The sequence below is a fragment of the Paenibacillus sp. PastF-3 genome, from assembly GCF_029893135.1.
In the GTDB taxonomy this organism is placed as follows: Bacteria; Bacillota; Bacilli; order Paenibacillales; family Paenibacillaceae; genus Paenibacillus_AQ; species Paenibacillus_AQ nitricinens.
Map to the genome: position 1 here is coordinate 612,793 of NZ_JARXWM010000001.1, position 16,136 is coordinate 628,928.

Here is a 16,136-nt window from a genome sequence, read left to right on the forward strand (position 1 = left end):
AAAAGATCATCGGTTTTTTGTTTGCATAAATAAGATAACGGACGATGTATCATTTAACGTAATTCACTTGGAGTCCGTTGTTTAATCTGTTTAAATACTCTGTTAAAGGTGCGGATATTAGTGAAACCGCATTCCAGCGCGATATCCAAAATGGTTTTGTCTGTGGTCAGCAGCAGCTGTTCTGCCTGGTTGACTCGGATGTTGCTAAGGTACGCAATATAGCTCATACCGGAAAGATTCTTGAAGAAGCGGGAGAAATAAAAGAGGCTCATATTGGCTTGCCGTGCAGCGTCAGCAAGTGTGATGGGATGCATGTAGTTGACGTCGAGGTATTCAAGAACACCTTGCATAATCTTCATGTTAGTGATGCGCCTTTTATCTTTCTGTGGATTAATCTTATCCGAAGGAACATGCCGTAAAATGAGTCCGCTCCATTCGTGCAAAAGGCCAATGATTACCTGTTCATGATACTCCAGCTTCTGATTATATTCATTCATAAGTTCTTGCAGGATCAGAGAAAGACGGTTGTTGATACACACTTCTTCTTCTCGTGTAGCAATTTTTTTCTCTATAAATGGTGAAGTCAGTCTCACATTCAAAGGCCATCCTCCAGGAAAACCGATTAACGAAGGATTGAATATCACCATCATTATCTTGGAGCTGCTGTCTTTACTGTCATAGTAGTGGATGTCTCCGCTGCTGCATATAGCCATATCTCCCGCTTTCAAGATCCTCGTTTCGGAGTTAATTCCCATCCGAATTGAACCTTCAAATACATAAACTATCTCAAGATCGTTATGCCAGTGGGCTAGAAAATCAATATCATTAGACATTATTACAGTGAAGGGGAAAGTGGACTGGTAAGTTCTATTTTCGTGAAAGGCTTTCATGAGATCTCCTGTTCATGCGGTTTAAATTTTAGGTTCACCAGTAAAACTTAGCAAAAAATGACCATTCCTACAAGTGAAATGGCGAGCATACCTCTCTGATCTGGATTACAATTTCATCAGATGGACAAAAGGTTGATTACATATGTAAAGGAAAAGGAGATTGCAGGATGAAGAAGAAAGCATTGATTGTAAAAGGTGGATGGGATGGGCATGAACCAAATGAAGTAGCTGCAATTTTTGCTGGTATTCTAGAGGCTGAGGGCTTTGAAGTTGAAGTGTCTGACACGTTGGAGAGCTTCAACAGTGCAGAAAAGCTTGCGGATTTAAGTCTTATTGTACCGGTATGGACCATGGGAGAAATCAGTAATGATCAGGTATCCTCGGTTCTGAAGGCAGTAGCTTCTGGAGTAGGAATTGCCGGTTGTCATGGAGGAATGTGCGACTCTTTCCGTAACAATACAGAGTGGCAATTTTTGACCGGGTCACAATGGGTAGCACATCCATTTAACGACGGGGTAGAGTACGAAGTTAATATCGTACATTCTGGCTCCAGTCCCATTGTGGAGGGCATCCAAGACTTCAAGGTAAAATCGGAACAATATTATTTACATGTAGATCCTGCAGTGGATGTCTTGGCAACGACTACCTTCGTAATGACTGAGGGCGAACATTCAGCAAATGGTGTCATCACGATGCCCGTTGTATATACGAAGAAATGGGGAAAAGGGAAGGTTTTCTATAATTCACTTGGACATCATGCAGATGTTTTCGATATTCCGGAAGCCAAGGAACTGATGCGAAAAGGCTTTTTGTGGGCGGCTAACTAAAACTGAGATAAGGTGGGAACGATCTTGCGCAAAGTGAAGGTAGGTATAGTCGGCTGTGGCAACATCAGCAGCATTTATTTTGAGAATTTGAACGGGACTTTCTTTAATACTGAGGTTTATGCTTGTTCCGACCTGGATAAAGGTCGTGCAGAGCAAGCGGCGGAGAAATATGGCGTTCCACATGTATGGACGACAGAACAATTACTTAATTCGGAAGATATTGAAATCGTCGTTAATCTAACAACGCCTAATTTTCATTTTGACGTATGCAAGCAAGCCTTGCTAGCTGGCAAGCATGTGTATGTGGAGAAGCCCTTATCCCTTTCCCTGGAAAATGGTACCGAGCTAGTTCGTCTGGCGAAGGAAAAGAACCTGTTCCTTGGCTGCGCACCAGATACTTTCCTTGGAGGTGGTCTGCAAACCTGCAGTAAGCTGATAGCGGATGGTTATATCGGGGAGCCGGTGGCAGCAACTGCCTTTATGCTTTGTCACGGACATGAAAGCTGGCATCCTGATCCGGAATTTTATTATAAATCCGGTGGAGGACCCATGTTTGACATGGGACCCTACTATCTAACCGCGTTAGTATCTTTGCTAGGCCCAGCTAAAACAGTTTGCGGCATCACTAAAACCTCGTTTGCTCATAGAACGATCACGAGCGACAAAAAGTTTGGCAAAGTCATTGATGTAGAGGTGCCCACACATGTTGCTGGAACGATTCAGTTTGAGAGTGGTGCTGTGGCAACCATGATTACTAGCTTTGATGTTTGGCACAGTACTTTGCCGAGGATCGAAATCTACGGATCGCAAGGAACCTTGATCGTACCGGACCCTAACAACTTTGGAGGGCCAATCCTTTTACGCCCGGCACACAGCTCGGAATTCCAAGAGATCCCACTTATCTACAATTATACAGATAATAGTAGAGGCATAGGAGTAGCAGATATGGCACACTGCATAGACACGGGGGAAAATCCTCGTGCAAACGGAGAACTCGCGAATCACGTACTTGAGATCATGCATGCATTCCATACAAGTTCTGACTCTAAGCAATATGCTCAGCTGGTAACCAGCTGCGAGCAGCCCAAGCCATTGCCGCTGGGCTTAGTCAAAGGGTATTTAGATTAGTAAATTCCCAGAGCAAATACTAAGTGTACGCTGCAGATAATCAGCTTTCAAAAAGGGTAGAAGACAGATCTATAAGTCTTCTACCTTTTTGGTAATCAGTAACGGGTGGAACAATACAACGTTCGAGTACTGACGCAAAAAGTCATTATTAACAGTTAACTTGATTTCATGGGTTTATATGATAGGATTTTGGAGGAGGGAAGGGCTCTACTAAGATTTATGAATAGGAGGTTAGGTATGCAAGAAAATACATTGATAGCCTCGGATTTTAGGTTTTCAATTAACCTCCCTGAAGACGCTATCGCTTCCTGGCATCAAGAACTTGAGGTAATGTATATATTGCAGGGAACTGGGGTCCTACAGCTGGATGACAATCAGTTTACCTATGAAGTTCGGCAGGATGACATTATTGTGTTGAATAGCTACCAACTGCACGCTTTAAATATGCTAGGTTCGGGCAAGGCGCTGTCGCTGTTTATCTCGCCCGCATTTTTGGCAGCTTTTTGTCCTGAGATTGAAAGTATATTTATAGAGTGTAAGTCTTTTCTATACTCTAAGGACGAACAAGATCGCTTTAATGTAGTCCGAAGTGAGTTCGCCAGTGTATTCCAGGCCTATTACAAAAACGAATCTCGTTTACCTATACTAATGCGTAGTCGTGTAGGTGTATTGCTAAACAGTCTAGTACATACTTTTCTTGAGCAGAGCAAGCAAAAGGATCCCGCCAAATCCTCAAGTAAGGAAAGATTGCGCAAAGCAACCGACTTTCTCCACCGGCATTATCGAGAAAATATCACTCTGAGTGGTCTGGCTTCTACTATCTATTTAAGTAGCTCCTACCTGTCTCATTTATTTCAGAAACAACTTGGCCTTACCTTTACTGCCTACCTTACGAATGTCAGATTGAGTCAGGCGGTGGCACTTCTTCCTAGTGAAAGAACGATCACGGACATCGCCTCAGAAGTTGGGTTTCCAAGTACCAACGCTTTGATCGACGCCTTCAAACGGCGCTTTGGTGTTACACCAGGGCAATACCGTATAGTAAATGAACATGATGCGACAGATCCAAAGGATAACGATATGATTTCAGCGGAATTTTCGACTGATTTCACTTCACTAATGCAGCATTTGCATCACAACGACCACTCCATTGTCCAACCCCAGGTCAACGAGGGATATGATCTTCATGTGGACACTAACCGTAAGATTCGGACACTGAGTCATAACTGGCGGACGTTGATTAATGCAGGATACGCCAAGGATCTGTTGAATGGCGCGGTACAGGCACAAATACGAAAGCTGCAAAATGAGATTGGCTTTCGCTATATGCGTTGCAAAGGTCTGTTAGACGATGACATGATGCTGTTTGTCAGGAAAATGTCTGGTAGCGCAGATTATAACTTTGTTTATGTAGATGAAGTACTGGACTTCATGCTTTCAGTGGAGTTATTGCCTTATGTGGAATTTAGTTATATGCCCTCTGCATTAGCGAGGGAAGCCGTGTTTCCATTTAAGAGACCAAGTATCCTATCTATGCCTGAGCATCTAGACGAATGGCTCGCCCTTGTGACTTCCCTTGTTAGGCATTTCATTGATCGGTATGGAATTGAGTCCGTGCGGGAATGGAGGCTTGCTCCCTTCGTGAGTCCAGAGTTTTCTGGATATGGTGTGTTTACCATGGAAGAATACTGGGTGCTTTACCGAGAAACCAGCCTCGCCATCCGCGCAATCGATCCGCAACTACATATTGTTGGTCCAGGAAGCAATATTGATGCAACTGATTTTATCAGTGAATTTCTAGTGTCTTGCAGTAAGGGGAATTGTATGCCCGACTCTCTGGCTCTACGTGCTTATCACAGCATATTACCGGGTCAGGAAGATACTGGTCTTCAGCTCATGGCAGAGGATGAAGCTTTTCCACTTGCGGTAAGTGGTGATGAACAGTTTTTGAAACACTCCTTACATAAGGTCAAAAAACTGTTGCGTCAACGTGGTTTCGCTTGTCTGCCCGTGATTCTTGATGAGTGGAGTAATAACATATGGCAGCGTGATTTGTGTAATGATACTTCCTATAAATCTGCTTTTCTTTTCAAAAATATCCTGGAGAATTACGACCACTTTGAGGCTATGGGATACTGGTCGCTCAGTGACCATATGGAGGAGATTATTCCTTCGTCGGATCTTTTTCATGGCGGGTTTGGTTTATTCACTCGCGGAGGTTTGCCCAAAAGCTGTTATCGGGCACTGCAATTGTTACGTTATGCAGGAAGCGGTCTGATAGCTGAAGGTGACGGGTATTTTATAACTTCCTCAAAAGGTGAAATACAGATATTTCTATATAATTATTGTCATTATGATACTCTATATCGCTACCGTCATACTACTCACTTGACTCAATCCGAACGTTACAATGTGTTCAATATACGTAATACCCGTCAGTATCACATTCGTCTAGACGGCTTAACGTCGGGTGTTTATACAGAGCGAAGGTATTCGGTAGGTCCAGCTGGGGGAAGCGCCTTTGATGAATGGTTGAATATGGGGGCACCTAAGGACATGTGTCCAGAAGAATGGTCTTATCTTGAAGGTCGGTCCATGCCGTTATTTCAAATGCGTTCGCTGCAAGTGACAGCAAATTTTGTGGTAAATGCTGTTGTACAACCACACGAGGTACAGGTGATTAGATTAACTCGTTAAATAAAAATAATATAACAAGGATGACATTAGTGTCGTCCTTGTTTGTATTGTAATTTTTCTCTCGATATCAGATTTGAAATCGCTTTCGCTAATAATGATAAAAGAAGGACTGGATATCCTGATTAAACCTATTTCTGAAACCGATAAGCCTGGCGTGAAAAATATCCAAAAAAAGTGCAGCTCAAATGCACAAGATGTTGAAGGCGGTTTCGTAGCAGGAGCCTCCGAGGTAGTAGAGGACATGTGCAAGCTTGTGTTGGAGAATGTGTAAATAACCCCTCTACTGAATTATCTGGTTTAATATGCTAATCTTTATATAGTAGAGCATTATACTGCTACAGTTCAGTGATTACCATAATAGGAGTGATATTTTGCAGACAAAGATCAACCTTGAAGGCGAATGGAAGTTGCAATTGGACAAGACTAAACAGGGATTAACCTTGCCTTTTACAGATGTTATCACACTGCCGGGAACAACGTCATACGCACGTAAAGGACCAAAGAACGAGGAAGTTTTAGTAAGCGCTCTAACGGATGAATATCTGTTTGAAGGGCAAGTCTGGTTCGCAAGAGAAGTATTCATTCCGGATGAGCTGGCCGGTAAGGCCTGCTATCTATTTTTGGAACGGACGAGACTTACGACGCTTTGGCTCGACAATACGGAGATCGGTAGCCGTAACAGTCTGAACACCCCGCATATATATGAATTGCCGAAGCTACAAGCTGGAATTCATACAATCACCGTCCGTGTGGACAATACCGATTACCCAACCAAAGGCGGACATTTGACTTCACAGGATACCCAGACCAACTGGAATGGGATTACCGGTCGTATGGAGCTTCAGTTCTATGGGGAATCGCAGCTTACTAATATCCGACTGGTGTCGAATCTGGCTGCACGTACGGTTCGTATTACAGCAACCTTGGACAGCAACAGTGAAACTACGCTTGCGGTGTCTGCCCAAAGCTTCAATAGTGAAGAGACACACGCGGTGGACGAGCGTGAGTTTCCTGTTTCACCGGGGCTTTTTTCCGTCGATTATGTGCTAGGCCAAAACGCGTTGCTCTGGAGTGAAGGCGCTCCCAATCTTTATAATATAACCCTTGTTTTGAAAGACAGGGATGGACATATCACTGACCAACAGGAGCTCAGCTTTGGTTTGAAGGAATTCCGAGCGGAGGGCGACAAGTTTACAATCAACGGAGAGAAAACCTTTCTCCGCGGCAAACATGACGGCCTGATCTTCCCGCTCACCGGTTATGCCCCTACTGATGTCGAGGAATGGGTAAGAATCCTTGGCATTTCCAAGTCCTACGGTATCAATCATTATCGCTTCCACACCTGCTGTCCACCGGAGGCTGCATTTACCGCTGCAGATATGCTTGGGATCTATATGCAACCAGAACTTCCATTCTGGGGTACAATCACGGAAGAAACGGATGAGGGCCATAATCAGGCCGAACAGGATTATCTGATCAACGAGGGTTATGCCATTCTCCAGGCTTTCGGCAACCATCCTTCCTTTGTGATGATGTCCCTTGGTAATGAGCTATGGGGCAGTAAAGCTAAAATTGATTCTTTCCTGAAGGCATATAAAGCGTTCGATAATCGGATTCTCTATACACAGGGCTCCAATAACCACCAATGGGTACCGGAAATTCTGGAACATGACGATTTCTTCAGCGGTGTGCGCTTCTCCAGAGAACGACTCTTCAGAGGTTCTTATGCAATGTGTGATGCACCACTAGGACATGTACAGACTGCGTTGCCGAGTACAATGAAGGATTATGATGATCAAATTGTACCCTTGGATCTCTTGAATGGAGAGAAGATGGAAGATACAGCTGGCGGTGAGATCCAGATTCAGTATGGTACCGAAGCCAAGACCGTGAAGGCAGATGAGGCTTCCGGAGAATGGATACCGCACATTCCTGTTGTCTCGCATGAGATTGGACAATACGCAACCTATCCAAATTTTGAAGAGATCGAAAAATATAATGGACCACTCAAGGCCGAGAATTTCAAAATTTTCCGTGAACGCTTAGAAAGTAAGGGACTGGGTCATTTAGCCGCTAAATACTTCGAATGCTCAGGGCAGCTGGCCGTAGCTTGTTACAAAGAGGAACTCGAGGCGGCATTCCGCTCCCGGCGGCTTGCCGGCTTCCAGCTCCTAGATCTCCAGGATTTCAGCGGTCAGGGAACAGCATTAGTAGGTGTCCTCGACGCCTTTATGGATTCCAAAGGAATGATTAGCCCTGAGGAATGGCGGACCTTCTGTAATGATGCCGTTCTGCTGGCGAGATTTCCTAAGTATAACTATGTCTCCGGTGAACCGTTCGATGCTCATATAGAGCTAAGCTGCTTCCGCAGCGGTTTGCCAGATACACTTGAATTACGTTGGGAACTGACTGTGGATAACGGTATTTTGGCAGAAGGGACAACCGAGGTGAACGTTCCTGCAGGAACGAATTACATCGATATCTGTGATTTGGAGATAACGCTGCCTGTAGTTGACCGGATGAGTACAATCGTATTGTCTCTCTCGATACAGGGGACAGATATTCGTAAGAGCTATGAGCTATGGATCTACCCAGAAAAGAGCGGCAATATGCTGGAAGGCATCCATGTATTCGACAAGCTGTCTAGTGATGCGCTTGCACTGCTGGAGCAAGGTGAGAGCGTGCTGCTGATGCCGAAACCGGAAACTCTCCAAAAAGCTGTCGAGGGTTATTACTGCACAGATTTCTGGTGTTACCCAATGTTCCGCTCTATCTCAGAGAGCATGAACCGGCCAGTTCCTGTGGGTACCATGGGGCTCTTAATTGATAACAGCCATCCTGTATTCCACGAGTTCCCTAGCGAGGAGTATTCAACATATCCATGGTGGAATATCGTTCAGCACTCAAAATCCTTTATCATGGATGAAGCTGATCGCAGTTGGAATCCCGTGGTGCAGACCATCGACAATTTTGAAAGAAATCATAAGCTTAGTTTCCTCGTGGAATGCAGCGTAGGAGGAGGCAACTTACTAGTGTGCGCTTTAGATGCAGACAAGGTAAGCGATTCGCCTGAAGGAAGACAGTTCTTATCAAGTCTTGCGGGTTACATCAAATCCGCAGCGTTCAAACCACAATACAAAGCAACTGTGAATGAGCTTCTTGAGTTGATCAAGTAGGGGATTGCTAAGGGCTCCTCATTGTATTTCACATGGGCGAACATAACAGAAGGACTATGCTTCTGTAAGTAAGATGGGCTGTTTAACAGCAGAGCAGCGATTCTCTATGTAACAAGAGAATCGCTGCTCTTTTTGCTAGATAAGGGGTAGACTTCAGCTTCACAGTATAATCATCTTCTAAGATTTGGAGAGTTTCGGACCCAGAAGACGCTAATTACCAAAATTCAGCCTTTTTCGCGTTCTACAAATAGCTTTTATCTAGAATGGTTGTTGGTACTTATCTGCAACTGAGCAGATTAACAAACGATTTCACAGGGTTAGGGGCCTTCGAAAATGATAACCCGATGCTATCATTGATAATGAAGCTGGATGAATAGAATTGTAAGCGCATTAACCGATGGCGCCAGAGCCGTTCTTAATCATGAACAGCGCCAAATTATGCAGGATTTGGGGGAACGGGAGAAGACATGAAACAAATTTTATTGAACGATCTAAATTGGGAAGTCAAAGGGTACTGGCCTTGGGTGCCGTTAAAGGGCACCAGCATGGAGCTGGGGCAGGAATTGATGGGAGTTACAGACTGGATGTCAGCCACCGTGCCGGGTGGAGTTCATTATGATCTATACAGACAGGCCTGGATTACCAATCCTTATGAAGAGTTGAACAGTTTAAGCTGTGAATGGGTGGAGAACCGTTGGTGGGTTTACCGCACGACCTTAAAACCTCCAGAGCTAGAGTCAACGCGAGTTGAGCTTGTCTTTCAAGGTCTAGACTATGAAGCAGCTGTTTACGCCGACAATTTCCTGTTGGGTGAGCATAAGGGAATGTTCGAGCAGGCTGTATTTGATATTACAGATCTACTCTCGGAGCGGGAGAGTCTGGAAATCTCAGTGCTCCTGAAGCAAGCCCCGGATGAAATGGGGCAAATCGGCAAAACCTCGGCCACCTTCACGCAGAAGAGCCGTTTTAATTATAAATGGGATTTCTCCACCAGGTTAGTCAACGTCGGAATCTGGGATGATGTAGTACTGAGGGTTCACCGGGATTGTTCTTGGCAAGACGTGTCGATCACTACAGATGCGGAGCTTGGTGAGAATGGCGGGCAGGTGTCTGGTCGAATTTCTATTCAGGCAAGCATCAAACAGATGGCTGATCCTGAACATGCAGGGAGGGTGACAGCGAGCATCACTTGTTCTGATCCGAAGGGGAATCCACTACTGGTTCAGTCGTACTCAGTTCTCGCGGGAGAAGTTCTGAACGCAGAGTTAGAGATACCTGAACCTCAGCTATGGTATCCGAACGGTTACGGAGAGCAACCGCTCTACAGCCTTGAGTTGAAGCTAATGGACGAATACGATATGGAGCTCGATACACGAAGGTTTCAGACAGGCATCCGCAAACTTAATTATCTCCTTAATGAAGGAAGCCCCGACAACGCGCTACCTTATACGGTTGTGATCAACGGGTGCAAGATTTATATAAAAGGGGTTAATATCACACCCTTGGATCATCTCTACGGAAATGTGACGGTCGAACAGTATCAGCAGATGATCCATCTGATGAAAGCGGCACATATCAATCTCGTTCGGGTATGGGGCGGCGGAATCATTGAGAAGAAAGCCTTCTACGACTTATGTGATGTAAACGGCATTATGGTCTGGCAGGAGTTCATCCAATCGAGTTCAGGCATTGATAATATTCCATCCAAGCTGCCTGAGTTCCTGGAACTGCTGCGCAAGACGGCTTGCACCACACTCTGCGACAAACGCAATCATGTATCGCTGACGGTATGGAGCGGTGGAAATGAATTAATGAGTGAACCGAACAAGCCTTCAGACCTCAGCGATTCCAATCTGGCGATGCTAAAGGGGCTGGTAGAGCAGTATGATCCGCAGCGGCTCTTTCTGCCTACCTCGGCATCTGGTCCGGTGGAATATATTACGGAAGCTAGGGGACAGGGTCATGATGTTCATGGCTACTGGAAGTATATGGGCAACCCCTATCACTACGAATTATATGGCAGTAACGATAATCTGCTGCATAGCGAATTCGGAGTGGATGGACTTAGTTCTCTTAAAAGCCTAGAGAAATTTCTGAAGGCAACCAACCAACAGCCTGTCTCGATGGAGAACAATGCGGTATGGAGACATCACGGGGAGTGGTGGGATACGCTTAGCCGTGAAGAAGAAATGTTTGGTAGCATGAGCAATTTGAAGCAGTTCTCCATTTGCAGCCAATGGATGCAAGCAGAAGGTATCCGCTTCGTGTTGGAGGCCAACCGTCGCCGAAAATTCAGAAACAGCGGGAGCATTGTGTGGCAGTTCAACGAGCCTTGGCCGAATGTGTCTTGCACCAATCTTGTCGATTATTATGTGGAAACGAAGATGGCCTACCATTGGGTGAAACAGGCCTTCCGTCCGCTGCATGCATCGCTAGATTATCGCAGTCTACTGCTAATACCTGGCACCGGATTTCAGGGAAATGTATTTGTTCATGGTGGGGATGGAGGTAGGATTAATGTAGAAGCGGAAGTACTCGATGCAGCGGGCCGGGTCCTACATCGGCAATTCTTTGAAGCAGAAGGAGACAAAGAGCGTGCTGTCTGTGCTGGCGAGCTTAATTTCAGCGTGTCTGAGGATGAGGATCAATTATATTTTGTTAGATTGTCATTCCGGAATGTTGAAGAAGATCTGCAGCAAAATTTATATGTCTTCTCCACAGCCAAAAAACATCTTTATGCCCCAGCACTTGAGCTTACAGGTGGAAACCTTCACGTGCGGCAGGAAAGCTTATGGCTACCCACTGGTGTAGGAGAGTTAAGTCACCAAGCCCACTTCACCCTCCATAATACTGGTAGTGAAGTACTGCTTCATGTACATGCTGAGGAGAAGGGGAACCGCTACTGGATGGAAGCAGAAGAACAGTTCCTCACCCTTTTTCCGGGAGAAAACAGGACGGTAACGGTTACTTGCACACCGAAACTGTCGGGAGGATTTCTGGCTGGGGAGAATTACAATAGTACCGACGGCTTACCAGAAATTAAATTTTGCTCGTTTCTGACAGCACTGGGCGATACGTTACCAGATGGAGGAGAGGGAAAACATGCGTAAATCATTGTGTTTTGTACCGGGAAAATACGTTCCACTAAGTCGGTTTATTCTGAATGGTGGAACTGCGCCCATTGCTGTACCAGTTACCAGGGCTGTGGCTGATTATTTAAAATTGCACAACGCAGAACTGCGGCTGGCATGCTTACGCAGCGGTGAAGTGACTTACCAAAATGCAGCTTGGTCAACCCTGCAGGAGGATACAGTTGAGGCGGAGATAGTAAAAACGGAAGGAAGCCAGAATTTAGAAGAAGGAGTATTCGTATTGGTCAGCCCGTTGCTGATTAATACGCTTCCAGTAGTATCACACTGGGATAACAGTGCTGCTGAGGGAAAAGGCGGCTTCCGTTATGGTGGAACCGACGGCATCGGAACCCTGCGGATGGACGAAGCTGGAGAGAAGGTTGTAGCTGAGCATGTACGGCTCTATAATAACGATTCAGATAGCCCTTATGTGTACAATACCGAAGATTATCAGCTGTTCGGCAGTAACGAAGGGGATAAAGTACTTAAAACCCCGCAATTTGAACACTATATTGGTGACCGCTACAGTCTCTATGCAGTAGATGATTTAGTTGCCATCTCCTTGAGCGACCGTATCCTGAAGACCTTTGGGTATCCGGTGGTCTTCCGTAATGAATCGACTGACGATGGGGCTCTTTTAAACAATGTGCCTGTGTTTCAGCTCATCAGCGGCAGTCTGTTAGTTACGGAGAACGGTAAGCATAGCCTTGCGTCCTATATTTTGCCGCCCAATTGGAGTGGGAAAAGTGTTAAGGGCTATCCGCTGTTATTCAACGGTTATTATGATGCCAATGAAAATACTTTCAGCACTGTAGGTCCCTCATTTCTGGAAATCATCGGCAAGACTCTGGCCAGCACAGGCAAAGGTGTTGTTGGTGTTCTCTGGAACGGCGGGGGGGACATCGGCAGCCGCTCCCTGCAAGGCTCCATTTACGCCGGCATCGCAGCTGCAATTGCCAGAGGCCAAGATAGCTATGGCGGTGATGCGGAGCAGGTTGTGGCCGTGGGTGGCTCACGCGGTGGGCTGACTGCGTTGCTGGCGGGAGGCAATCCTCTGAGACTGAAGTACCGGGTACGGTATACATTGTGTTATGCACCTCCGCTAATTCTGAACGGGCTTACCCGTGAGTTTGCGGAAGGGGCCTGTCCGTTGATTTGGCATGTGGCAGAGGTGGACACCGGTTATCGGGAGATCTGGAAGAAGGATTGGAGGCATCCACAGACCGGAAGTACGGGAATCGAGACGCTGCTACAGACGCTGACGGGAGCTACTGACTCCGCAAGGCTACAAGAAACAACCGGACTAGAATCCGATTTCTTCCTAGACGGCCTTAAAGCGAGCGGCACTAAGCTACTGATAAACCACGGCACGCATGATGCCTTTACCCTCAGCCGATTCAGCTTTGCCTTCGCGGCCTTAGTCCGGAGTCGTGGCATTCCACTTCGCCATGAGATCGGCTACCGCTTCGGGCATAACAACTGCACGGACCTTTACGAGCAGGCTGCTCTGTGTCTAAAAGCTATACTACAGGAACAGGAGCTTGAATTCACGGGGACGGTGCATTATCGCAGACGCAGTCCAGCTGCGGGCGAGTGGGAGCAGACGGAACGTTTTGTTCCGGTTCATCAGCCAGTTTTTCTGGAGGCACCGAAGTTCGTTGCGGTGGGTAGTCCAGTGGCTTGGACTCTTTATGGAGAGCCGGGAATGGAATACCGCCTAGAGCTGGGAATCCTAGATCAGCAGGCTTGGGAACAGAAGAAGCAAATAGTCCGGAATGAGCGCATTACACTCGCGTCCGGTGAATTGCCAGATAAACAGCATCCTCTTGAGCTCTGCTCGTGGCAGGAGGGGGCAAGCCAACTCGCTGACGGGCAGCATGAGGGTTATTATCTCTATGAGTTGTCTTATAGGCTCAAGGGTGAACAGGACTGGAACGTAGTATCTCCATCCCGTGTGCCACAGCCCGGCGTGGAGCCGCAGGCGATACTCCGCATATTGGAGGAGCAGCCCAATCCGGCGAGCGAAGCGTTCCGGGCGGAAGCAGCCGTCCTATGTATTAGCTCAGGGCTAAGTGAGGCCTAACCTAAACGTCATAACATGAACATAAGCGGTGTACGGCCATTTTGGTGCGTACATCGCTTTTTTTTGAAATATAAGAAAGTATAAGTTTCATACCATACTCTACCTCTTATATTTCTCGCATAAACACTTGCCAGCAAAATAAGTAGCTTTACAAACGCTTTCGCAGGGTTACCGGATTTCGAGGATTCGAAGGAAGCGCTATCATTTAAATATAACAACTAACAACGCCTGACCGGAGTGAATCTTGGCTTCGGGAGGAAGGAAGGACAGGAGCATGATTGGAAAAACCACTGAACTAAATCCTTTAATGACTAAGAAAAAGAAAGGTTATCCTGTGGGGCGTCTATTTAGAGATTGGTCCTCTTGGATCTTAATTGTCCCTACGCTTTTTGCCTTTTTCTTTTTTTCCTGGCAGCCGCTGATCAAGGGCATTGTGCTCTCTTTTTTCAATACAGAGGGTTATAATGCCGTAAGCTTTGCCGGACTGCAGAATTACAAGGATGTGATACAGAACTCAGCGTTTCAGCAGACACTGACCAACTCTTTTGTATATGTGTTTTGGTCGCTGCTGATTGGATTTGCTGTACCCATTATAGTCGCAGTTGTGATCAATGAGCTCAGGCATGGGAAATCGTTTTTCCGCTTTTCAGTCTTTTTTCCGAGCATGGTTCCCGGCATTGCTGCCTCGATGTTATGGATGTTTCTGTTTGAGCCTGGGAAGGGCGGCGTGCTGAATATTATGCTGAGCGCTCTGGGATTCCCAGTGCAGCAGTGGCTTCAGGACCCGGACATGACGATTATGCTGATTATTTTCACGATTACCTGGCGGAATTTTGGGGGGACGGTGCTGCTCTATCTAGCCAGTCTGCAAAGCATTAATCATGATCTGTACGAAGCGGCTTCCATCGACGGTGCGAATGTATGGCGAAGATTTAAAAGCATCACCATTTCGCAAATCTCCAGTATGATCGGATTGATGATGATTTTGCAGATTAGCGGTGTATTCCAGATCTTCAACGAGCCTCTGGTCATGACCGAGGGGGGGCCGAATAATGCCTCAATGACGTTGATGCTGCAAAGCTATTATTATGCATTCCGGAGTTTTGAAGCAGGGCATTCCATGGCGCTGGGGGTTATTACTTTTCTTGTTCTGATGGTGCTTACTATTATTTATTTCCGGCTGGATAAGAAATTGAACAGGGAGTAGAAGCTATGAAAACAAAAGAAGCATTTGGCATTATCGGCAATATAGAATATAGATCACCTTGGGTGCGCGTGCTGTATTGGTGCATGTTCATTCTGATGATTGTGCTTGCCGCCGTCTGTATTCTGCCTCCGGTCTGGATTATGGTCTCGAGTCTTAAAGACATCAAAGAGTTCTATGCCATCCCGCCCACCCTGATTCCTCGCTCATTCAATGTTGGCAAGCTATGGGAGACCTGGCAGGAATTTAACTTTCTCAGTTATTATCTGAATACGGCATACTTAGCTGTCGGTTCTGTACTATTTTGCCTTACGTTTAACGGGCTGGCAGGATATTTTTTTTCCAAGCTTAAGCCTCGAGGGAGTGCACTGCTGTTTGCTCTGATCGTGTGGACCATGATGGTTCCGAATACAGTCGGGATGGTGCCGCTGTTCAAAAACCTGATTGATTTTCCATTGTTACACTTGAACCTGACCAATACTTACTGGCCGATGTGGTTTATGGCTGCTGTGAATCCGGTGGTAATTCTGATCTTCAAGAATTTTTTTGATACCATCCCTCTGGCGCTGCTGGAAGCGGCCAAAATTGACGGAGCGAGCACGATCGGTATCTTTATCCGGGTGATACTTCCGCTCAGCGGACCGGTTATGGCAACAATTACGATACTAACGATGAACAGTGTCTGGCAGGATTTCTTTTGGCCTTTTATGGTGCTGAAGGATAAATCGACCTGGTCGGTCATTGTGGCCATTTACAATCTGAAAGCGACTTTGCCGCAGGACATTCAGTTTATTGCGCTGACGTTTGCGATCCTGCCGCCGATTATCCTGTTTGTTTTTTTCCAAAAGTACATTATGAACGGGCAATCCTTTGGTGGAAGTATTAAAGGGTAACATCACCCGATCACAAACCATTTCACAGTTTTGCCCCGTAGGGTGCTGCAGAAGGTGCGTGGTAAGATGATTTCAGATTCAAAAGAAAGCGCTTTACATGTTGTGAA

General features: G+C 46.1%; 9 protein-coding genes. 8 read left to right on the forward strand and 1 reads right to left on the reverse strand.

Going from position 1 to position 16,136, the window contains the following annotated elements:
* Positions 1-53: 53 nt before the first annotated feature.
* Entirely contained in the window at positions 54-890 is an 837-nt protein-coding gene (locus M2444_RS02910; protein ID WP_280786213.1) for an AraC family transcriptional regulator, read from the reverse strand.
* A gap of 167 nt (positions 891-1,057) precedes the next feature.
* On the opposite strand from M2444_RS02910, the gene M2444_RS02915 reads away from it, so the two are divergent.
* The 8 genes from M2444_RS02915 to M2444_RS02950 all read left to right on the forward strand — a co-directional run bounded on the left by M2444_RS02915 (position 1,058) and on the right by M2444_RS02950 (position 16,029).
* Positions 1,058-1,717 (forward strand): ThuA domain-containing protein, encoded by a 660-nt coding sequence (locus tag M2444_RS02915; RefSeq protein ID WP_094874992.1) that lies wholly within the window; start codon positions 1,058-1,060, stop codon positions 1,715-1,717.
* Positions 1,718-1,741: 24 nt separating this feature from the next.
* Positions 1,742-2,845 (forward strand): Gfo/Idh/MocA family protein, encoded by a 1,104-nt coding sequence (locus M2444_RS02920; RefSeq protein WP_280786214.1) that lies wholly within the window; start codon positions 1,742-1,744, stop codon positions 2,843-2,845.
* 237 nt (positions 2,846-3,082) lie between these two features.
* On the forward strand, positions 3,083-5,542 hold the full coding sequence (locus M2444_RS02925; RefSeq protein WP_280786215.1) for a GH39 family glycosyl hydrolase: 2,460 nt from the start codon (positions 3,083-3,085) through the stop codon (positions 5,540-5,542).
* A gap of 371 nt (positions 5,543-5,913) precedes the next feature.
* Positions 5,914-8,718, forward strand: a complete 2,805-nt coding sequence (locus tag M2444_RS02930) for a glycoside hydrolase family 2 TIM barrel-domain containing protein (RefSeq protein WP_280786216.1) — start codon at positions 5,914-5,916, stop codon at positions 8,716-8,718.
* Positions 8,719-9,185: 467 nt separating this feature from the next.
* On the forward strand, positions 9,186-11,828 hold the full coding sequence (locus tag M2444_RS02935) for a glycoside hydrolase family 2 protein (protein ID WP_280786217.1): 2,643 nt from the start codon (positions 9,186-9,188) through the stop codon (positions 11,826-11,828).
* Positions 11,821-13,932 carry a dienelactone hydrolase family protein gene (locus tag M2444_RS02940; protein ID WP_280786218.1) on the forward strand — a complete coding sequence of 704 codons (2,112 nt, stop codon included), beginning with the start codon at positions 11,821-11,823 and terminating at the stop codon, positions 13,930-13,932. Before M2444_RS02935 ends, M2444_RS02940 begins: the two co-directional genes overlap by 8 nt.
* A gap of 274 nt (positions 13,933-14,206) precedes the next feature.
* Positions 14,207-15,139, forward strand: a complete 933-nt coding sequence (locus M2444_RS02945) for a carbohydrate ABC transporter permease (protein WP_280786219.1) — start codon at positions 14,207-14,209, stop codon at positions 15,137-15,139.
* 5 nt (positions 15,140-15,144) lie between these two features.
* Complete coding sequence (locus tag M2444_RS02950) at positions 15,145-16,029, forward strand: carbohydrate ABC transporter permease (protein WP_094869013.1); 885 nt, start codon at positions 15,145-15,147, stop codon at positions 16,027-16,029.
* Positions 16,030-16,136: the final 107 nt, after the last annotated feature.